A 20,156-nucleotide genomic window follows, 5' to 3' on the forward strand; every position below is an offset into this window, starting at 1 on the left:
GTATCTTATTACTATTATAACGATTGTAAAACGGTTTCACAAGTAAAAATTTGACTATTTTAAAAAAGATTGAAAGCTAATAAGGCTTTCAATCTTTTTTATCGTTAAAGCTTACCTAATTCTTCATTTAACAATTGTTGTGCCACTTGTGGGTTGGCTTGCCCTTTTGTTGCTTTCATTAATTGCCCAATTAATGACTTAGCAGCATTTTTATTACCTGCTTTATAGTCATTAATGGCTTTTTCATTATTAGCGAAAACATCTTTAATGATTGGAATAAGTTGCTCAGGACTTGAAATTTGGACAAGTCCAGCTGATTCAACATACTCTCTAGCACTGCCACCATTTTTAGCAAGATGGATAAAGACTTTCTTTGCAATTTTAGAAGAAATAGTGCCATCAGCAATTAAGCTAAGCATCTCCACAAGATTTTCTGGTGTTAAAGAAATATCCTTAATCGTCTGACTAGTGGTATTTAGATATTGTGCCACTTCACCTTGGAGCCAGTTAGAAACAAGTTTGGCATCGCCTCCGATAGAAACAGCTTTTTCAAAAAAGTCTGAAACGGCTTTTGTTGCTGTTAATTGCATGGCATCATAAGCTGATAAACCAAATTGTGTTGTGTATTTTTCACGGCGTTGTTTTGGAAATTCCGGTAAGCTAGATCGAACCGCTTCAATCCAGCTGTCTTCAATTTCAAAAATGGGAAGATCTGGTTCTGGGAAGTAACGATAGTCACTTGAACCTTCTTTGACACGCATCAGAATGGTTTCACCAGTTGCTTCATCATAACGACGAGTTTCTTGTTGAATTTGACCACCTGAGCGAAGAATTTTTGCTTGGCGTTCCACTTCGTATTGAAGACCACGACGTACAAAGTTAAAGGAGTTTAAATTCTTGAGCTCAGTCTTCGTTCCAAAAGCTTCTTGACCATAAGGACGTAAAGAAATGTTAGCGTCCACACGCATTGAGCCTTCTTCCATTTTGACGTCAGAAATACCAGTGTATTGAATGATTTCTTTCAATGCAGTCAAATAAGCGTAAGCTTCTTCAGGACTTCTCATGTCTGCTTCTGAAACAATCTCAATCAAAGGCACGCCTTGGCGATTGATGTCCACATATGAATAACCACCACTGCCATGGGTATTTTTACCTGCATCTTCTTCTAGGTGAGCACGTTCAATACGAATGGTTTTTTTCGTGCCATCTTCAAGTGCAATCTCAATAGAGCCATTGTAGCCTATGGGTTCATCAAATTGAGAAATTTGGTAAGCTTTTGGGTTATCTGGGTAAAAATAATTTTTACGGTCAAAATGCATTCTTTGATGGATGTCCATATTCAGCGCAAGAGCTGCTTTAATCCCATAATCAATCACACCCTTATTCATTACCGGCAGAACACCCGGGAAGGCCCAGTCGACAATATTAGTATTGGTATTTGGGTCCTCACCAAAATGAGCTGGAGCAGGTGAGAAAATTTTTGAATTTGTTTTTAATTCCACATGGACTTCAAGTCCAATAACTGTTTCAAAATTCATTACTTGTCACCTCCAAAAATAATCGGTTGTTGTTTATGGTAGTCGGTTGTTGCTTCAAAGGCTTGAGCTACTTGATAGATTACTTCTTCACTGTATTTTGGTCCTATTAGTTGTAAACCAACAGGCAAGCCTTCAACAAAACCTGATGGAATAGAAATAGCAGGAAGGCCAGCAAGGTTAACTGGAATGGTCAACAAATCAGCCAAATACATAGCAACAGGATCATGACTTTGTGTCCCAAGACCATAAGCCACATCTGGAGCAGTTGGACCAAGAATTAAATCATAATCAGCAAAGACTTGATTAAAATCATTGATAATTAAGGTCCTTACTTGACCAGCTTTTTTAAAGTAGGCATCATAATAACCTGATGATAAGCTAAAGGTTCCTAGCATAATACGGCGTTTCACCTCGTCACCAAAGCCTTCACTTCTGGTATTGATATAAACATCTTCAAGGTTATTATAGTTTTCTGTTCTAAAACCATAACGAATGCCATCAAAACGTTGCAGATTTGAAGAAGCTTCTGAAGAAGCAATGATATAATAAACAGCTACGCCATACTTACTATGTGGCAAACTCACTTCTTCAATGATAGCTCCTAGGCTCTCTAAATGTTTTGCTGCTTTTAAAATATTGTCTTTAACAGCAGGGTTAATGCCTTCTCCCATATATTCTTTAGGAAGAGCAATCTTCATTCCTTTAATACTTTGACCGATTTTACTAGTGAAATCAGAAACAGACTGTTTAGCTGAAGTAGAATCCTTGTCATCAAAACCTGAAATAACATTTAATAGCTGTGCATTTTCCTTAACAGTTTGTGAAAAAGGACCAATCTGATCAAGTGAACTACCAAAGGCAATCAATCCAAAACGAGACACACGGCCATAAGTTGGTTTCATACCAACAATACCATTAAAGGAAGCTGGTTGACGGATAGAACCGCCTGTATCAGATCCTAAGGATAGGCGCACTTGTCCTGAGGCAACTGCAGTTGCAGAGCCACCTGATGAACCACCAGGTACTTTCGTTGTGTCCCAAGCATTTTTCGTGGTCTTGAAGTAAGAATTTTCAGTTGAACCACCCATGGCAAACTCATCCATATTGGTTTTACCGATAACAACCATATCATTGGCATAAAGTTTTTCAACACTTGTGGCATCAAAAATAGGGGTATAATTATAAAGCATTTTTGATGCTGCTGTTGTTAGAATACCTTTTGTTGAAATATTATCTTTAACCGCTAAAGGAATACCACTCATGACATTATGGGAATCAATCCCCTTTTCATCAATAGCTTTAGCTTGTTTTAGAGCATCTTCTTCAGAAATGGTGATAAAACTACCAATCTTTTCTTCACGTTCTGAGATATCTTTAAGGGTTTCTTTTGCTAACTCAAGAGCTGAGATGTCTTTTGACACAAGAAGGTCATGTAATTCATCGATTGTTTTATGATTTAAAGACATTAAGCATTTCCTCCTTCATCAATAATGGCAGGTACTTTTATCAAACCATTTTCAGTTTCTGGTACATTTTTAAAGAGTTCCTCTCGATTCCAACCCTTGATAGCAACATCTTCACGCATAACATTGACTGTATCAGCCATAGTCGTTGTAATAGCAACACCTGTTGTATCGACTTCATTTAACAGTTCTACCATATCAACAATTTTTGAAAGTGTGGTTGCAAATTCTTTTGTGTCTTCATCACTAAAGGCTAATTTTGATAGTTTAGCCACGTGACGCACTTCTTCTTCAGAAATTTTCATTCGTTACTTATCCTCCATTTAGTCTATCGTTAAAATTATACCATATTTTCTAACGCTTCGTCTTTTGTTTCCTCATTAAATTCTTTTTGAAAATAACTTCATACTAATCAGACGTTCACCTGTTAATGACCTGTTAATGAAATAATAAAAGAACACCTTATCACACAGGATTAAGGTGTTCTTTTTTCAAAATATTTTAATCAACAATTTTAGCGCCTAAAACATTCTCGAAATGATTTAAAGCCCACTCATGACTGTTAACATCAATACTAGCCACACAAGATTTCGGAATTTCAATTTTATAACCCAAGTTATAAGCATCGATAGCGGTATGTAGAACACAAATATCAGTTAAGACACCTGTCAACACAACAGTATCAATTTTTCTTTCACGAAGACGAATGTCAAGATCTGTGCCAGAAAAAGCAGAGTAATGACGCTTATCCATCCAAAAAACCTTAGATGATCCTTTAATGTCTTCGTAAACATCATTTAGTTTTCCATATAAAAATCGACCTGATGTCCCTTTGATATTATGTGGCGGAAATAATTTCATTTCAGGATGAAAATCATCATCGGTTGTATGACAATCAATGGTAAAGAAAATAAAATCACCATTATCATATGCTTCTTGTGTTTTTTGAGTAATACTTTCTTCAATGGCTTGAGCTGGTTTTCCAGCCGTTAACTTCCCATCGTCAGCCACAAAATCATAAGTGTAATCAATCGAAATCAGTGCTTTTGTCATCTTATTTATGGTCCTTTATTTTTTGAAAAATCCCATCATTAATCACTTTAAGATAGGTACCTTTCATACCAAGAGAACGACTTTCAATAATGCCGGCGCTTTCTAACTTACGAAGAGCATTAACAATCACACTTCTTGTAATACCAATACGATCAGCAATCACAGAAGCTGTCAACCGTCCTTCATCTCCATCCAATTCACTTAAAATAGCTTTTATCGCTTTCATTTCTGAATAAGATAATGTATTAACAGCCATGTTAACAGCGGTTTGTTTTCTAACGGTTTCTTCTAAGTTTTCATTTTGTAAATTCAATAATTGAACGCCTACAACAGTTGATGCAATTTCACTTAAAACGAGAGCATCATCTTCAAAAGGTTTGTCGTTTCTCCAGATAATGAGAGTTCCAAGTCTCATCCCACCGCCATAAATTGGTGTTAGTGTGGTTAAGCCATCAGGATAAATATCTTTTGATTCCACTGGATAAACAGTTAACGGACTACTGATTGGTAAATTAGCCTCCGTGTCAAAAATGCGATTAACTGCTTCAACATATGAATCTGGAAATTGATGTGCTTCAAAAATTTCTTCTACTCGATCATTGTTAGTACTATATTTCATCGCATAACCAAGCATGTGACCAGTTGCATTCATAATACAGGCATTGCAGTCAATAATATCAGCTAACTGAGCTGCAGTGGTGTTATACGGTAATTCTTCTTGCAGTTGATCAATAGCTTTTTGCAAAATTGAGGTCATTCTTCTTGTTTTTGTAAGTAAGTTAGCCATAATCCACTCTTTCTATAGTAATCATGACTATTATATCAAAGTGGTATTTTATTTGCAAACAATTGTCAGAAAATTTTTTATTATTTCAATATTTAAAGTTGTCAATGTCATCTTAACGACGATATTGATGAAGAAAACGTGTCATTTTTTCTTGTAATTCTGCTAATTCTTCTACTCTTGGTAAATAAACCACTCTAAAATGATCCGCATCTTTCCAGTTGAAGCCTCGACCATGCACCAAGAGTACTTTTTCTTGTTTTAAAAATTCTAAAACAAAATTTTCATCATCTTTAATATCATACATGTTTTGGTCTATTTTAGGGAAAATATAAAGACCAGCTTTAGGTTTGACTGCTGATAGACCAGGAATGTCATTAATCGCTTTTGTGATAAAATTACGCTGTTCAAAAATACGACCACCTGGTAGTAAAAGTTCATCAACGGATTGATAACCACCTAGTGATGTTTGAACAACTTGCTGTGCTAAAACGTTTGAACAAAGTCGCATGTTTGACAACATGTTTAAACCTTCTATGTAACCTTTAACATGGTCTTTTCTCCCAGAAAGCACCATCCAACCTACTCTAAAGCCAGCAATGCGATGCGATTTTGATAAACCATTCATTGTCACCACAAAAACATCTGGAGCAAGACTTGCAATCGGAATATGTTTAAGCCCATCCATCACCATGCGGTCATAGATTTCATCAGAAAAAATGATTAGTTCATGCTGACGAGCCAATTCAACAATCGCCTCTAAAATATCTTTTGGATATAGGGCACCTGTTGGGTTATTGGGATTGATGAGAACAATAGCTTTGGTGTTTGACGTGATTTTTGACTTCATATCTTCCATATCTGGATACCATTCTGATTGTTCATCACAAATATAATGAACCGCATGTCCACCAGACAAACTAACCGCAGCCGTCCACAAAGGATAATCAGGCATTGGTACTAAAACTTCATCTCCATTGTCAAGAAGCCCTTGCATGGACATAGTAATCATTTCACTAACACCATTTCCGATAAAAATATCATCAATGTCAACATTTGGAAAATTTTTGGTTTGACAATATTGCATAATAGCTTTTCTGGCACTAAAAATCCCTTTACTATTAGAATAGCCTTCGCTATCTCTTGCATTCATGATAAGGTCTCTAATCACCTCATCTGGTGCTGTAAATCCAAACTCGGCAGGATTTCCCGTATTAAGTCTCAAAATTTTCTTGCCATCAGCAACCATGCGATTAGCTTCATCAAGAACAGGACCTCTAATATCGTAAGCAACGTGCTCCAATTTAGATGATTTTTCATATCGTTTCATAGTTTTTACCTCGTGTTAAGTATTATAGAACTAATTGTTAAAAAAGTAAAATGGCAGTCGTTATAATTTTTTACCTCTTTAGAGAACTCTTCTCAAACTATTATTATTTTTTTACTAAAAGTTGTATAATAGAGATAGAAACAAGGAGGTGTTTTACTATGACTTACCAATATAAACGCATTTTAGTTGGTATCGATGGCTCACCACAAGCGGAAATAGCTTTGAAAAAAGGCATACAAATTGCCATCAATGATAAGGCAGAACTGATTTTAGCCCACGTCATTGACACACGTGCCACTCAAAGTGTGGCTACCTTAGATGGTTTTGTTTTTGAACAATTAGAAAACGAAGCGAATCGTATTTTAAAAAAATACAAAGAATTGGCTCAAGAAAAAGGACTTGAAAATGTAAAATCTATCATTGAATTTGGGAATCCAAAAACACTTTTAGCAACTGACATTCCAGAAAAAGAAAATGTAGACTTAATCATGCTAGGTGCAACTGGTCTAAGCACCTTTGAAAGATTACTGATTGGTTCTTCTTCTGAATATATTATGCGGCACGCTGCTGTTGATATTCTCATCGTTAGAAAATAATAAAAATAGAGATTTCTATTCAGAAATCTCTATTTTTGTTCTTAATGCCTTTTGAATTTGGCGATCAAGTTCTCGTTTGATAGCTGGTTCAGGTGCAAAACGTTCTTCCCAGTTATCTGGTTTTAAAATTTTATGCGTCACAGGGTCAAAATGGGCTTTGCCATCTGGGAAAATTTTTCCCATGTTAGCGCCATGAACCGTATCAAAAAATGGTTTAGGATCAACACCCATGAGAACGAAACTACCATAGGTGAAATAAAGTAGATCTGTCAAGGCATCAACTTGACCAACAATACTTTCTCCCTCATAAGGTTTTCGGGAGACTTTTTTTGTGGCATCATCTATCGCAGTGTGTAAATCTACCACTGCTTTTTTAAAGTCCTGATTATTACCTTGGCTTGTTGCATAAAGAAATTCGACAATTTCTTCCACTTTAAAGCCTGATCGATAGCTCGCCTGTTCTAAACTATAGGCTTTGGGGACTTGACGCGTTTCCCCGTCCATCAGCTGGTGGAAATCCTTGACTTTATTGAAATTTTCATCCTTACTCTTAAAGGTCTGACTAGGATATAAATGAACAAGACCATAGTGATCAAGAGCTTTAGAAATACCATCGTTATTATTAGTATCCGTAATATAGTGAGCTATTTTTTTAACTGATTCCTTAGCATTACCCATAGCAACGCCAACACCAACGCCTGATAGCATTTCGATATCATTATCAGAGTCCCCAAAAGCCATCACTTCTGAAATATCAAATCCAAAAAAATCACCAACAAGTGAAATACCCTTTAACTTAGACTGATTTTTGGAGATGAGATCGGCAGAATAAGGACTACTTCTTGTCACAGTTAATTGAGGGAAACGATCTTCTATTTTTTTAGTTTCTTGCTGACTGGCTACTAGTACCACTTGAAAAATGGGTTGACGCATCATGGTTAGTAAAGTAGCTCTATTTTGAGGTTTAAACCGTCGAATCAAATGTTTAAAACTTTTTTCAACCGTTTTAGCCATTTTTTTAGGAATGAGACGACTGACAATTTGACCAAAACGACTTGTTCCCATGTTGATAATTTGTGAACCAACTAATCCTGAGACCGTTCCTAGAGAAATCTCTTTTTTTTGATCAGAAGCGTACTTAATCACCTTGTAAACTACTGATTTTGGCAGGGTATTTTGGTATAAAATGCGATCTCTTGTAAAAATATATTGCCCATTATAAGTAATGGCAAAATCAAGCCCTAGATTATCCATAAAAGGGTCAACAAAACCAGGACCACGCCCAGTAGCTAGTCCTACAACAATTCCTTGTTTTTTCATTTCTTTTATTGCTTGATGGGTTGATTTTTGGACTGATTTAATATCATTTAAAAGTGTCCCATCAATATCAAAACAAACTGCTTTTATTGCCAATTAAAATCCCTCTGTTCAGTTTTTATGCTAAAATAAGTATAGCATATTTTTTAGAAAGCTGAGATTCTTATGAAAAAAATTCTTGTGCTCCACACAGGCGGAACTATTGCTATGCATAGTGATCGTTCAGGTCACATTGTCACAAACGATAATAATCCTATGGCGAGTGTTGAGGTCAATCTTGATAATATTGAACTATCGGTTAAAAATGTTTTAAATGTTCCTAGTCCTCATATCACTGTTGATCACATGCTTCTTTTATTTCGTCACATTAAAGAAGCTGATAAAAAGTTTGATGGTGTTGTTATTACTCACGGAACAGATACTCTTGAAGAAACGGCTTATTTCCTTGATACCATGGCAATTCCAAACATCCCCATTGTCTTAACTGGCGCCATGAGAAGTTCTAACGCACTTGGTAGTGACGGTATTTATAATTACCTTTGTGCGTTAAGAGTTGCTGCCCATCCTAAAGCTTATGACAAAGGTGTTTTGGTGGTGATGAATGAAGAAATTCATGCCGCCAAATATGTCACTAAAACGCATACCACTAATGTTTCAACCTTTCAAACACCAACACATGGTCCACTTGGTATTATGATGAAAGACGATATTCTTTTCTTTAAAACAGCTGATCCGCGTGTCCGTTTTGATTTACATCATATCTCTGGTGTTGTTCCAATCATTAAAGCCTATGCAGGAATGGAAGATGATTTGATTAATCTCTTACAACCTGACGGTATTGATGGTGTTGTCGTAGAAGCATTTGGTGCTGGAAATATGCCGCCCAAAGCTGCAATTGCTTTAGAAAATTTGATAAAAGGTGGAACGCCTGTTGTCCTTGTTTCTCGTTGTTTTAATGGGATTGCTGAAGCTATCTATGATTATGAAGGTGGCGGTATTCAATTATCCCAAGCAGGTGTTATGTTTGTCAAAGAATTAAATGCTCAAAAAGCCAGACTAAAATTATTAATTGCTCTTAATGCTGGTTTAACGGGAGAAGCCTTGAAAGAATACATTGAAGGTTAATATAAAATGATAAAGCAATATAAAAGCAGTAAGTTAATAACTTACTGCTTTTATATCGTTAATTGTTTTAATCAAATGTTTCTTGTGGTTTGAGATTAATAGCTAAAAGAGACCAGTCTGGATTTTCTTCCCAGTTGTCTTTTGACACAATTGTTTGTGCGACTTGTCTGGCTTCTTCTAAGATATGATAATCTTCTACAATATCTGCTGTTTTAAATTCTGGAAGTCCTGATTGTCTTGTGCCAAAAATTTCACCTGCTCCTCTCATTTTTAAATCTTCCTCAGCAAGAACGAAACCATCTGTTGTCTCTGTCATTATTGTCATGCGTTGTTTACCATATTGAGTTTTAGGATTTGCAACCAAAATGGCATAGGATTGCTTTTCCCCACGACCAACACGACCTCTTAGCTGATGAAGTTGACTAAGCCCAAAACGATCGGCATCCATAATTATCATGATGGTGGCATTTGGAACATTGACCCCAACTTCGATAACTGTTGTTGATACCAAAATATCTATTTGATGCTTTTTAAACCCTTGCATAATGGCATCTTTTTCAGCAGTTTTCATCCGACCATGTAAAAGAGCAACTCTTGCTTTACCAGTAAAATGATGGTCCAATTCCTCATACAAACTGACAGCATTTTTTAAATCAAGTGCTTCTGATTCTTCAATCAAGGGCGAGATAACATAGACTTGTGCTTGTTTAGCCATTTCTTTTTCCAGCCAAGTTAAAACGGTTGGTAATTGTTCGTGTTTGACCCAACGGGTAATAATTTTTTTTCTACCGGCAGGTAATTCATCGATAATGGAAACATCCATCTCGCCAAAGGCAGTAATCGCCAAAGTTCTTGGAATAGGCGTTGCTGTCATCATTAAAACATCAGGATTATTTCCTTTTTCACGAAAAAGACGACGTTGCTTAACACCAAAACGGTGCTGTTCATCTGTTATCACCAGTCCCAATTTATGATAATTGACCGCTTCTTGAATCAAGGCATGCGTGCCAACAATCATCTCAACACTTCCATCAGCAATGGCTTTAAGCGATGCTTTTTTAGCAGCGACAGTCATTCCCGATGTTAACAGGGCAATAGTGTTTTCTGGGAATAGTTGTGATAAACTTTGAAAATGTTGTTCAGCCAGTATTTCTGTAGGTACCATCATTGCTGACTGAAAACCAGCTGTAAAAGCCGCGTACATAGCTAATCCGGCAATGACTGTTTTACCAGACCCCACATCTCCTTGCAAAAGGCGATTCATGTGTGCGCCTGAGGTCATATCAGTTAAAATGTCCGTTAATGATTTTTCTTGAGCTTTTGTTAATTGAAAAGGGAGTTCTTTAATCTTTTGATTAACTTTTTCTTGGTTAATGGGTAAACTCAAGCCATTTGTTTCTAATTTATTTTCTTTTTTCAATACCTGTAACTGCATCTGGAAATAAAGTAATTCTTCAAACTTAATACGTCTTAGGGCTTGTCTATATTCCTCAATGTCTTTAGGAAAATGCATAGCCATAACAGCTCTTTGTCGTCCTAAAAGGCGATAACGCTTGAGTAAAACATCAGGCAAATTTTCTTTAATCAAGTCCCCATAGCCTGACTCAAAGGCTATTTTTATAATTTTAATAAGCTGATATTGAGAAATCCCTTTTGCCACATGATAAACAGGTTGAAGGTCATCATCAACTTGAGCCAATAATTTCATTCCAGTTAAAGAGGATTTTAACTGGTCCCACTTACCAAAAATAGCAGTTGCTTTTCCAACAGTTATTTTGTCTTGTAAATAAGGTTGATTAAAAAAATTAACGGCAATAACAGCTTCGCCTTGTCTTAGTTTAAAATGCAATCTATTTTTTTTGAAACCATAGTACTGCACATTTGGTGGGGCAACAACTGTTCCTGTAATGACTGCTTTTTCCCCATCTACCAATTCTTCTACCAAACGACTTTTAAAATTTTCATACCTAAAAGGAAAGTATAATAAAAGGTCTTCTATGGAAAAAATACCAAGGGCATTAAATTTTTCAGCGGATTTAGGTCCCAATCCTTTAAGAACGGTAATGTTATCATTTAAGTCCACGGCTTTCCTCCATCTTCTTTGTTATTAGTGAAAACAAAACTCTTGTACATCTATTATACAAGAGTTTTTCTTTATTTTCACTCATATTCTCTAGGAATTCGCTCACTAAGTAGACATAAAACTTCATAATTAATTGTTTTTCTTTGTTGAGCTACTTGAGTTGCTGTAATGGTTTGGTTACCATCTCTACCAATTAAAGTGACTTTTGTTCCCAGCGGGTAATAGTTAGGTAAACGAATCGTCATCTGATCCATTGAGACACGTCCAACAATCTCACAAAATTCTCCGTCAACTAGAACCGAAAAACCTTGCATATCTCTAGTCCAACCATCTGCGTATCCAATAGGAACTGTTCCTATCCATTCTGATTGTTTAGCCTGATAAGTAGCACCATAACCAACCAAGTCGCCACTATTAATCTCTTTCACATTGACCAAAGCAGATTCTAGATGAAGGGCTGGTTTTAAAGGATAGGGAAGTGTTAAATCAACACCACTTGGGTTAAGACCATAAAGTGCGATTCCTATCCTGACAGCAGTCATAATACTATCTGTATGCCATAGACTGGCTGCTGAGTTAGAGGTGTGAATAATTGCTGGTTTGTCTTCTAATTGGTTGATTAATTCTTTAAAGAAAGTTAGTTGTTGCTGATATTGACTGTCATCTTTTTCATCTGCTGTTGCAAAATGAGTAAAAATACCTTCAATGCTTGCACCATATTCTTTAAGTCCTTTAATCAGTTGATTGGCTTGTTGAAGACTTCTAACACCAATTCTCCCCATCCCTGAGTCTACTTTAATATGAACGGATAGCTGAGATAAAGACAGTCCTTCTTTTTTCACCATTTCAAGCCACTCTAAACTTGCAATGGTCACGACCAGATCATACTGAATAGCAACTTTTATTTCATCAGGCAATATCGCACCTAACACTAAGATAGGTTTTTTCACCCCTGATTGACGCAGTTCTAAACCTTCATCAATATTAGAGACACAAAAGGTATCTACTTGATTTTCAATTGATTTGGCGACATTAACGGCACCATGACCATAGGCATTTGCTTTTACCACAGCAAAAAATTGTGTTTTTTGAGGGAGATGACTTTTAATAGTCTCAATATTATCACTAATTGCTTGTAAATTAATCTTAGCCCTCGTTGGCCGATGTATACTAGAAACCATCTTAATCCTCCAAAATCACACTAGCCTGCACAAAGTGACCACTGTGAGAAATACTAATAAATATCTTACCGTCAAAAGGAGCTTTAGAAACATAGGGAGCTCCTTTAGCATTATTTAATACTTCAATATCTTGAAAGGTTACCTTACCAATACCTGTCCCTAAAGCCTTTGCAAAAGCTTCTTTTGCTGCCCAGCGACCAGCCAAATACTCTATTTGACGCTTACCTTTCAATTGCTGAAAAACAGCTTCTTCCTGATTGGTCAGAATCCGCTTTAAAAAAGAATTATTTTTAGCATAAACTTTTTGAATGGCTGATACATCTTGTAAATCAATACCATGTCCTACAATCATAGTAACCTTCTACATTCTAACCATCATTAAAACCTTTAATCAGCTAATGTTTGGTAAATTTCTTCGACTAACTTCTCAGTTTTTTCCCAACCCAAACAAGGGTCTGTTATCGATTTGCCAAATACTTCTGGTCTATCTTGGCGACCATCTTCTAGATAGGATTCAATCATAAAACCTCTAACGTATTGCTTAATCATTTCATTCCAATCGCGATTTATCAGTGTTTGGCGGACAATTCTAATTTGTTCTAGATAGTCTTTTCCTGAATTATCGTGATTGGTATCAATAATCACAAAGGGGTTGCTCAAATGCATCTCTTTATAATCAGCAATCACTTTTAACAAGCAATCATAGTAATAGTTTGGGATGTTTTCACCATGCTCATTCATTGCTCCTCTTAAAATCACATGAGCAAAAGGATTACCATCTGTTTCAACTTCTGCATCATGATAGATAAAATTTTGCTTGTTTTGAGCGGCATAAATGCCATTAAATACCACGTTAAGGTTACCTGAAGTAGGATTTTTCATTCCTACTGGTGTATCAATACCAGAAGCCAAAAAACGGTGTTCCTGATCTTCAACTGACCTAGCCCCTACCGCATGATAAGAGACTAAATCATCAATCAAATGATAATTAGATGTATACACCATCTCATCAGCCGTTGTTAGACCTGTTTCTGTGATAACGCGATAATGAAGTTTCCTAACCATTTTAATACCGTTAATAAGATCGGGTAATTGTAAGGTGTTAGGCTGATGTACCAGTCCCTTGTATCCCATTCCATTTGTTCTTGGTTTTGCGGTATACACCCGCATCACTATAAAGAGTTTATCTTTGACCTCTTCTTGTAGTTTTGCTAGGCGATTAGCATATTCTAACACAGCCTCTTCATTATCTGACGAACACGGTCCTATCAGCAATAAAAGACGTTGGTCTTCACCTTTAATGATACTTGCTAATTCATTATCTCTTATTTGTTTTTTTCTTAAAAACGGCCCTGTCAGTGTCGTCGTTTTTTTTAATGCTTTAATATCTATTTTGCCACTTTTTTGGTGGATTCCCATCTTTTTTCTCCAAAACATCAATAGACGTTCACTAATTCTTAGTCAAAATCTCCTCTAATGTCTGATAACCAGTTTTAATGAAAAAGAGTCGCACCCATCACTAGTGATAGGTTGCGAATCTTTGCCATCTTTTTAATATAACATTACTAAAGTAAGTGTTATGCTTTTTGACGTCCGTGACAATTTTTAAATTTTTTGCCTGAGCCACAAGGACATTTATCATTTCTACCAACATTAGAAAAGTCATATTGAGAAAGATCTTCTTTCATTTCTAAATCTGAATTTTTGGCAGCGATATTAGCTACAGCAGTCGTACGTGCTTGCGTTGGAGCTTTTTCACGCTCTTGCTCATGAATTTGTGCTTTCATCATTGTTCTTGTGACATCAAATTCAATAGCACCAATCATTTCCTGGAACATTTTAAAGCCTTCTGATTGATACTCAACGATTGGATTGTTTTGAGCATATCCTCTTAAGCCAACAGCACTTCGTAATTGATCTAAGGCATCAATATGATCCGTCCACTTGTTATCAACAACCATTAGTAACAACACTTTTTGGAATTCAATAACAGCTTCTTCATCACGTAATTTTGAAATTTGTTGTTCGTAAACTTTTTCAGCTCTCTCAAATAATTCTTTCTTAATATCAGCATCACTTAGGTTTTCAATATCTGATAGGGAAATAGAATCCTCAGGTAGAAGATTTGTTTGCGCAAAAGTTAAAATAGCTTCTAAAGCTTGTTTTCTATCACTGCGACTATGCCCATCAACAGTACGATCAATCGTCCGCTTAATCATTGCCTTAATCTCAGGACCAAGGTCACGATTAGCTGTGATGACATCATAACGTTGCGCATAAATAATCTCTCTTTGTTCACGCATAACATCGTCGTATTGTAAGACCTGTTTACGAGTGTCATAGTTGTTTCCTTCGACACGTTTTTGAGCCGACTCCACTTGATTAGTTAACATTCGAGATTTAATCACAGTGTCTTCTTCATCAAGATTCATTCGTTCAAAGAAGGCTTTAATTCTTTCTGAACCGAAACGACGCATCAAATCATCTTCTAGTGAAAGATAGAATTGTGATTCCCCTGGGTCTCCCTGACGTCCAGAACGTCCACGTAGCTGATTATCGATACGACGACTTTCATGACGTTCTGTACCAATAACACAAAGACCACCACGTTCTCTAACACCATCACCAAGCTTAATGTCGGTACCACGACCAGCCATGTTGGTGGCAATTGTCACTGCTCCTCTTTGTCCAGCATTCATAATAATTTGAGCTTCTTTAGCATGGTTTTTGGCATTTAAAACTTCATGTGGAACACCAGCTTCAACAAGCATTTTCGAAAGCAAATCACTTGTTTCAACGGCAACTGTACCAACAAGAACAGGTTGCTCATTTTCATAACGTTGTTTAACATCAGCAACAACCGCTCTAAATTTAGAATTTAGTGTTGGGTAAAGTAGGTCAGAATGGTCAATACGAGCAATTGGACGATTGGTTGGAATAGGAATAACGCGCATGTTGTAGATTTCACGGAATTCATCTTCTTCAGTCTTACCAGTACCAGTCATACCAGCTAGTTTTCTATACATACGGAAGAAATTTTGGTAAGTAATTGAGGCACTAGTTTTTGATTCATCTTGGATTGGCACACCTTCCTTAGCTTCAATAGCTTGGTGTAAACCATCTGAGAAACGACGACCTTCCATAGTACGACCAGTAAATTGGTCAACAATAAGAATTTCTTCTTTCTCGCTAACCACATAATCAATATCAAGTGTCATGATGAAGTTAGCTCGAAGTGCATTGTCTAAAAAGTGAGTCAATGCTACGTTTTCAATATTATAAAGATTCTCTAACTTGAAGTATTCTTCTGCTTTATCGATTCCTGAGTCTGATAAACCAATGGTCTTTGTTGGTACATCAATAATATAGTCATCCTCAGTTAAAGTTTTAACGAAACGATCAGTCCAATCGTATAATTTATTAGTTTCAGAACTTTCGGCACCTGAAATAATAAGTGGTGTTCTCGCCTCATCAATTAAAACTGAATCAACCTCATCAACTAGTGCATAATTTAGTGGACGTTGAACCATGGCTTCTTTACGAACAACCATGTTATCTCTTAGATAATCAAAGCCAAATTCTGAGTTGGTTGAGTAGGTAATATCACAAAGATAAGCCTCACGTTTTTCAGCTGGTGACTTAGCTGCCAAGTTGATTCCAACCGATAGCCCTAACCAGCTATATAATTCACCCATTTCTGTCGCATCACGAGCTGAAAGATATTCATTAACTGTTACTACATGAACACCTTCTCCTGAGATAGCATTCAAGTAAACAGGCATGGTTGCTGTTAAAGTTTTACCTTCACCTGTTCTCATCTCAGCAACATCCCCATGATGTAGCACAATACCACCCATAATTTGCACATGATATGGAAACAGACCTAAAACACGTTTTGCTGCTTCACGAACAACCGCAAAGGCTTCTGGAAGCAAGTCATCCAGTGTTTCTCCTTTTTGATAGCGTTCTTTAAATTCTTCTGTTTTAGCTTTTAATGCCTCATCAGAAAGTGCCGCCATTTCATTTTCATAGTTTTCAACTTTTTTTGCTATTTTATCTAATCTTTTTAATTCACCGCTATCATTTTCAATGATTTTACGTATAATATTTGCCATTATCTTTCCTTTCGATACACTTATCGGTTTATTTTATCATATTAATTGCTCTATTTCAAGAATTGAAGGTAATGAACAGATTCATTTCAATTCATTGAACTTCTAAGAATAACATCAAAAAAACGAAGTCACTAGAACTCCGTTTTTTTATCAGTTTTATGAGAATAAAAAGCATAAAAATTATTAACTAAGCGTTCAAATTCCTTCTGAAAAAATAATTCACTCTCCTCATCAAAAAAGAGGGTCTTAATAGGATTTGTTTCATAGTCGACATAAGAGATAAAATCTACTTTTTTTCCATCGTAACTAAATTTCAGCATGGGATGAGGTGTGTTTTCACCACAAAATCCTGGCACTGAAATCGTTAAACTATAGATGTTATCACCGTGTGATTTTAGGCGATAATAGCTCCCCCTATGGTAATGGCGTTCATCATTACAATAGTTTAAAATGGTATCAAGCTTTTTCACTTGGCAAATCCTCTTCATTGCTATAGCTAGCAATGATTTCTAATTGTTCTCCACTAAATGTCCATTCTTTAACCGGATAAGGTAAAATAAAATGATCACCTTTTTGAATAGGGTAACTGTCTTCATCAATTATAAGGTTCCCCTTACCTGATAGTACACTAATCAAGTAATAAGGTGCTACTTGCTTAAAAGTCACAGAACCATCAATCTCCCATTTATAAACAGTAAAGAATTTATCATCCACCAAAAGTGTTGATGTTAATTGATTAGTCTTTAAGGTGATGGGATGACTGTTTTTAGGCTCTCCAATGGTTAAAACATCAATTGATTGTTGTAAATGCAGTTCTCTTTTTTGACCATTGTTATCTTTACGGTCAAAATCATACACACGATAAGTCGTATCACTTGATTGTTGTGTTTCTAAAATCATGATACCTTTACCAATCGCATGCATAGTCCCACTTGGAACATGAAAAAAGTCTCCTGCTTTAACAGGTATTTTAGTCAACAAATCATCCCATTTTTTATCAGCAATCATTTGAGCTAACTCTTCTTTACTTTTGGCATTATGACCATAGATAATTTCTGCTCCTTCATCTGCTGAGATGATATACCAACATTCAGTTTTTCCTAACTCACCTTCATGAGCCATACCATACTCATTATCTGGATGGACCTGAACACTTAACCAATCATTGGCATCAAGAATTTTGGTTAGTAGAGGAAAAACAGGACTTTTTGGTTGACCGAATAAGTCCGGGGTGTTTTGATATAGATGGTCAAGTCTTTGACCTGCATAGCGACCATTTTTAACCATTGAAACACCATTAGGATGAGCTGAAATAGCCCAGCATTCTCCTGTTTTATCACTAGGGATATCATACCCAAAGATATCTCTTAATTTTGAACCACCCCATATTTTTTCTTGCATAACGGATTCTAAAAATAATGGTTCTGCCATAGCATTTCCTTCTTTCTCTTTTTTTATGATTTTAACACAAATTAGTAAAAAGCAAAAGAAGAGACTATAGTATCACTTTAATTTTGAAGAAGAAAATGGTTAATACTTAAAAGTATTAACCATTTTTTATTTCTTATCTGTAATAAATTGGCTTAAAAGCCCATTGATAAATTTACTTGATGTGACATCAGAATACTTTTTGGCTAGTTCAATGGCTTCGTTAATGGCTACCCTATCAGGAGTATCCTCATAAAAGCGTATTTCATACAAACCCAAACGTAGGATAATTTTATCCGTTTTGGTTAATCGTAAGAGACTCCAACCTGCTTTTAATTTTTCTTCAATCAACTGATCAAGTTGTGATTGGGTGTCAACTACTCCTTTAACTAAAGCAATTAGATAGTCAGGAATTACTTGTTGGTCATCAGTCTCACTATTTTCTTGGTCATAGGTGTAAATAAAAGAAATGGCATCTTCTATATTATCACCATATTCTAAACTAAAGAGAGCTTGGAAAGCACGTTCTCTCAAGTCTCTTCTAGAATCTTTAATACTATTAGTCATCTAGAAAATCCTCATCAAATAAGGACTTCATATCTGGTTTTGGTGCTTTTTCTGGGACAATACCAACAATGTGGACATTGACTTGAGAGATTGTGATTTCTGCCATATCATAAATTGCATCTTTCACAGCTTTTTGTATAGCCATAGACACTGCTGGTGCATTGACACCATACTGCAGGTAGACAAAAAGATCAGCAATCACATCACCAGTTTCTTCTGTTTTAAGGTAGACACCACGTCCTCTGTGCGCTTTATTAAATGTGTCTGCTACTTTTTTATTGTGAAGGGAGTGAACACCATCAACTTTTGTGGCAGCAATACCTGTAATCACTTCAAGCACGCGCGGAGAAATAACGATTTCTCCAATTGATTCATTTGTCATAGATTTGTCCTTTCAAATATCTGTCACTTCTCTTTGCCTAATAGGATTAAGCACGAGATACGTATGACCCTTCGGCAGTGTTAATAATTAATTTTTGACCAACTTCAATAAAGTCAGGAACGTTAACCACTAAACCAGTTTCTAATGTTGCTGGTTTTCCAGAGCCAGTTACTGTTGCACCTTTAATCGATGGTTGTGTCTCAGTAACTGTTAACTCAACTGTTGTAGGAACTGTCACACCAATCACTTCTGTTCCATAAAATTGGATTTTGACTTCAGCATTTTCAAGAATATATTTCAATTCTTCTTCGATGTTAGCTACTGGGATTTCATACTGATCGTAGCTGTCTGTATCCATAAAGTAAGCTGTGCCATCCATTTGATATAGGTATTGTGCTGGATGTGTTTCAATAATCGCTTGCTCGAATTTTTCTTCTGGGCGATAGCTAGTATCAAAAGTTGAGCCAGTACGAACATCACGCAATTTCATACGCATAATAGTATTTCCCTTACCTGGTTTGTGGTGACTAGCTTCTAATACTTTAATCAATTTTCCATCAGCTGTTTCAAATGTCATTCCCGCTTTAAGCTTACTTGCTTCAATCATTTTTTTACCTCTTATTAATTATATTTATCATCTCATTCTATCATAAAATCGCTATTGTCTCAAATTTTTACGGCAATATTTTATTAGCAATCATTTTGATTCGTTTTATTTTGCTATTTTTCTTTAGTATCATCCCCCAAAGTTAATTTGGGAACACCATGTTCAACATACTGCACACCTTTTTGCGCCATTAATTCTTTAGCAAAAGCATGAGGATTGTAAGGCGTTTTATAAGTAATTTTTTTTATACCCGCCTGTAAGAGAGCCTTGGTGCAATTGATACAAGGGAAATGAGTGACGTAGATTTCTGTATTATCAGTTGAAATACCTTCTTTAGCACACTGAATTAAAGCATTCATTTCAGCATGAACAGTCCTGATACAATGACCGTCTTCCATTTGATGACCGACCTCACTACAATTTGATGTTTCTGAGACACCACCATTGTAACCAGTTGCAATAATACGATTGTTTTTTACCAAAACAGCTCCAACATAAGCTCTATCACAAGTAGAGCGTTTTGAGATGAGTTCAGCATTGGCCATAAAGTAATCCTGCCAGGTTAAACGTTTTTCTGCCATCATTTT

At 36.1% G+C, this 20,156-nt stretch carries 20 protein-coding genes; 2 read left to right on the forward strand and 18 right to left on the reverse strand.

Annotation, left to right across the window (positions count from 1 at the left end; genetic code table 11):
* Positions 1–104: 104 nt before the first annotated feature.
* The 6 genes from gatB to JHK64_RS05865 form a co-directional block, all read right to left on the reverse strand.
* Positions 105–1,538, reverse strand: coding sequence for an Asp-tRNA(Asn)/Glu-tRNA(Gln) amidotransferase subunit GatB (gene gatB, locus JHK64_RS05840; RefSeq protein ID WP_199568067.1), 1,434 nt, complete (start codon positions 1,536–1,538; stop codon positions 105–107).
* Positions 1,538–3,004, reverse strand: a complete 1,467-nt coding sequence (gene gatA / locus JHK64_RS05845) for an Asp-tRNA(Asn)/Glu-tRNA(Gln) amidotransferase subunit GatA (RefSeq protein ID WP_199568068.1) — start codon at positions 3,002–3,004, stop codon at positions 1,538–1,540. Before gatA ends, gatB begins: the two co-directional genes overlap by 1 nt.
* Positions 3,004–3,306, reverse strand: a complete 303-nt coding sequence (gatC, locus tag JHK64_RS05850) for an Asp-tRNA(Asn)/Glu-tRNA(Gln) amidotransferase subunit GatC (RefSeq protein WP_199568069.1) — start codon at positions 3,304–3,306, stop codon at positions 3,004–3,006. Before gatC ends, gatA begins: the two co-directional genes overlap by 1 nt.
* 196 nt (positions 3,307–3,502) lie before the next feature.
* Complete coding sequence (locus JHK64_RS05855) at positions 3,503–4,054, reverse strand: cysteine hydrolase family protein (protein WP_199568070.1); 552 nt, start codon at positions 4,052–4,054, stop codon at positions 3,503–3,505.
* 1 nt (position 4,055) lies between these two features.
* Complete coding sequence (codY, locus tag JHK64_RS05860; RefSeq protein WP_199568071.1) at positions 4,056–4,841, reverse strand: GTP-sensing pleiotropic transcriptional regulator CodY; 786 nt, start codon at positions 4,839–4,841, stop codon at positions 4,056–4,058.
* A 112-nt stretch (positions 4,842–4,953) separates the two neighbouring features.
* Entirely contained in the window at positions 4,954–6,168 is a 1,215-nt protein-coding gene (locus tag JHK64_RS05865) for a pyridoxal phosphate-dependent aminotransferase (protein ID WP_199568072.1), read from the reverse strand.
* Positions 6,169–6,326: 158 nt separating this feature from the next.
* Here JHK64_RS05865 and JHK64_RS05870 point away from each other — a divergent pair, with 158 nt between their 5' ends.
* Complete coding sequence (locus JHK64_RS05870; protein ID WP_199568073.1) at positions 6,327–6,764, forward strand: universal stress protein; 438 nt, start codon at positions 6,327–6,329, stop codon at positions 6,762–6,764.
* 15 nt (positions 6,765–6,779) lie between these two features.
* On the opposite strand, the gene JHK64_RS05875 is transcribed toward JHK64_RS05870, so the two are convergent.
* A complete protein-coding gene (locus tag JHK64_RS05875; protein ID WP_199568074.1) occupies positions 6,780–8,177 on the reverse strand; it encodes a Cof-type HAD-IIB family hydrolase in 1,398 nt (465 codons plus the stop codon).
* A 69-nt stretch (positions 8,178–8,246) separates the two neighbouring features.
* Here JHK64_RS05875 and JHK64_RS05880 point away from each other — a divergent pair, with 69 nt between their 5' ends.
* A complete protein-coding gene (locus tag JHK64_RS05880; protein WP_199568075.1) occupies positions 8,247–9,206 on the forward strand; it encodes an asparaginase in 960 nt (319 codons plus the stop codon).
* A 67-nt stretch (positions 9,207–9,273) separates the two neighbouring features.
* Here the strand turns inward: JHK64_RS05880 and recG are convergent, their stop codons facing one another.
* The 11 genes from recG to JHK64_RS05935 form a co-directional block, all read right to left on the reverse strand.
* On the reverse strand, positions 9,274–11,289 hold the full coding sequence (gene recG, locus JHK64_RS05885) for an ATP-dependent DNA helicase RecG (RefSeq protein WP_199568076.1): 2,016 nt from the start codon (positions 11,287–11,289) through the stop codon (positions 9,274–9,276).
* Between the two features lie 77 nt (positions 11,290–11,366).
* Positions 11,367–12,470 (reverse strand): alanine racemase, encoded by a 1,104-nt coding sequence (gene alr, locus JHK64_RS05890; protein WP_199568077.1) that lies wholly within the window; start codon positions 12,468–12,470, stop codon positions 11,367–11,369.
* A 1-nt stretch (position 12,471) separates the two neighbouring features.
* Positions 12,472–12,822: a holo-ACP synthase gene (acpS, locus tag JHK64_RS05895; protein WP_199568078.1), complete on the reverse strand. Its 351-nt coding sequence runs from the start codon at positions 12,820–12,822 to the stop codon at positions 12,472–12,474.
* Positions 12,823–12,857: 35 nt separating this feature from the next.
* Entirely contained in the window at positions 12,858–13,889 is a 1,032-nt protein-coding gene (locus JHK64_RS05900; RefSeq protein WP_199568079.1) for a 3-deoxy-7-phosphoheptulonate synthase, read from the reverse strand.
* Between the two features lie 158 nt (positions 13,890–14,047).
* Positions 14,048–16,585 (reverse strand): preprotein translocase subunit SecA, encoded by a 2,538-nt coding sequence (gene secA / locus JHK64_RS05905; protein WP_199568080.1) that lies wholly within the window; start codon positions 16,583–16,585, stop codon positions 14,048–14,050.
* A 131-nt stretch (positions 16,586–16,716) separates the two neighbouring features.
* Positions 16,717–17,055 (reverse strand): hypothetical protein, encoded by a 339-nt coding sequence (locus JHK64_RS05910; protein WP_199568081.1) that lies wholly within the window; start codon positions 17,053–17,055, stop codon positions 16,717–16,719.
* Positions 17,042–18,016, reverse strand: a complete 975-nt coding sequence (gene manA / locus JHK64_RS05915; protein WP_199568082.1) for a mannose-6-phosphate isomerase, class I — start codon at positions 18,014–18,016, stop codon at positions 17,042–17,044. Before manA ends, JHK64_RS05910 begins: the two co-directional genes overlap by 14 nt.
* Before the next feature lie 126 nt (positions 18,017–18,142).
* Positions 18,143–18,580, reverse strand: a complete 438-nt coding sequence (nusB, locus tag JHK64_RS05920) for a transcription antitermination factor NusB (protein ID WP_199568083.1) — start codon at positions 18,578–18,580, stop codon at positions 18,143–18,145.
* Positions 18,573–18,962 carry an Asp23/Gls24 family envelope stress response protein gene (locus tag JHK64_RS05925; RefSeq protein ID WP_199568084.1) on the reverse strand — a complete coding sequence of 130 codons (390 nt, stop codon included), beginning with the start codon at positions 18,960–18,962 and terminating at the stop codon, positions 18,573–18,575. Before JHK64_RS05925 ends, nusB begins: the two co-directional genes overlap by 8 nt.
* Positions 18,963–19,008: 46 nt before the next feature.
* Positions 19,009–19,569, reverse strand: a complete 561-nt coding sequence (gene efp / locus JHK64_RS05930) for an elongation factor P (RefSeq protein ID WP_199568085.1) — start codon at positions 19,567–19,569, stop codon at positions 19,009–19,011.
* Between the two features lie 113 nt (positions 19,570–19,682).
* Complete coding sequence (locus JHK64_RS05935; protein ID WP_199568086.1) at positions 19,683–20,150, reverse strand: deoxycytidylate deaminase; 468 nt, start codon at positions 20,148–20,150, stop codon at positions 19,683–19,685.
* Between the last annotated feature and the right edge of the window lie 6 nt (positions 20,151–20,156).

The organism is Streptococcus zalophi (assembly GCF_016481285.1).
Classification (GTDB): Bacteria; Bacillota; Bacilli; order Lactobacillales; family Streptococcaceae; genus Streptococcus; species Streptococcus zalophi.

What these genes read in the sequence shown, in the direction of transcription:
- gatB (WP_199568067.1), bottom strand. Translation starts at nt 1,538, where the DNA reads ATGAATTTTGAAACAGTTATTGGACTTGAAGTCCATGTGGAATTAAAA.
- gatA (WP_199568068.1), bottom strand. Translation starts at nt 3,004, where the DNA reads ATGTCTTTAAATCATAAAACAATCGATGAATTACATGACCTTCTTGTG.
- gatC (WP_199568069.1), bottom strand. Translation starts at nt 3,306, where the DNA reads ATGAAAATTTCTGAAGAAGAAGTGCGTCACGTGGCTAAACTATCAAAA.
- JHK64_RS05855 (WP_199568070.1), bottom strand. Translation starts at nt 4,054, where the DNA reads ATGACAAAAGCACTGATTTCGATTGATTACACTTATGATTTTGTGGCT.
- codY (WP_199568071.1), bottom strand. Translation starts at nt 4,841, where the DNA reads ATGGCTAACTTACTTACAAAAACAAGAAGAATGACCTCAATTTTGCAA.
- JHK64_RS05865 (WP_199568072.1), bottom strand. Translation starts at nt 6,168, where the DNA reads ATGAAACGATATGAAAAATCATCTAAATTGGAGCACGTTGCTTACGAT.
- JHK64_RS05870 (WP_199568073.1), top strand. Translation starts at nt 6,327, where the DNA reads ATGACTTACCAATATAAACGCATTTTAGTTGGTATCGATGGCTCACCA.
- JHK64_RS05880 (WP_199568075.1), top strand. Translation starts at nt 8,247, where the DNA reads ATGAAAAAAATTCTTGTGCTCCACACAGGCGGAACTATTGCTATGCAT.
- alr (WP_199568077.1), bottom strand. Translation starts at nt 12,470, where the DNA reads ATGGTTTCTAGTATACATCGGCCAACGAGGGCTAAGATTAATTTACAA.
- acpS (WP_199568078.1), bottom strand. Translation starts at nt 12,822, where the DNA reads ATGATTGTAGGACATGGTATTGATTTACAAGATGTATCAGCCATTCAA.
- JHK64_RS05900 (WP_199568079.1), bottom strand. Translation starts at nt 13,889, where the DNA reads ATGGGAATCCACCAAAAAAGTGGCAAAATAGATATTAAAGCATTAAAA.
- secA (WP_199568080.1), bottom strand. Translation starts at nt 16,585, where the DNA reads ATGGCAAATATTATACGTAAAATCATTGAAAATGATAGCGGTGAATTA.
- manA (WP_199568082.1), bottom strand. Translation starts at nt 18,016, where the DNA reads ATGGCAGAACCATTATTTTTAGAATCCGTTATGCAAGAAAAAATATGG.
- nusB (WP_199568083.1), bottom strand. Translation starts at nt 18,580, where the DNA reads ATGACTAATAGTATTAAAGATTCTAGAAGAGACTTGAGAGAACGTGCT.
- JHK64_RS05925 (WP_199568084.1), bottom strand. Translation starts at nt 18,962, where the DNA reads ATGACAAATGAATCAATTGGAGAAATCGTTATTTCTCCGCGCGTGCTT.
- efp (WP_199568085.1), bottom strand. Translation starts at nt 19,569, where the DNA reads ATGATTGAAGCAAGTAAGCTTAAAGCGGGAATGACATTTGAAACAGCT.
- JHK64_RS05935 (WP_199568086.1), bottom strand. Translation starts at nt 20,150, where the DNA reads ATGGCAGAAAAACGTTTAACCTGGCAGGATTACTTTATGGCCAATGCT.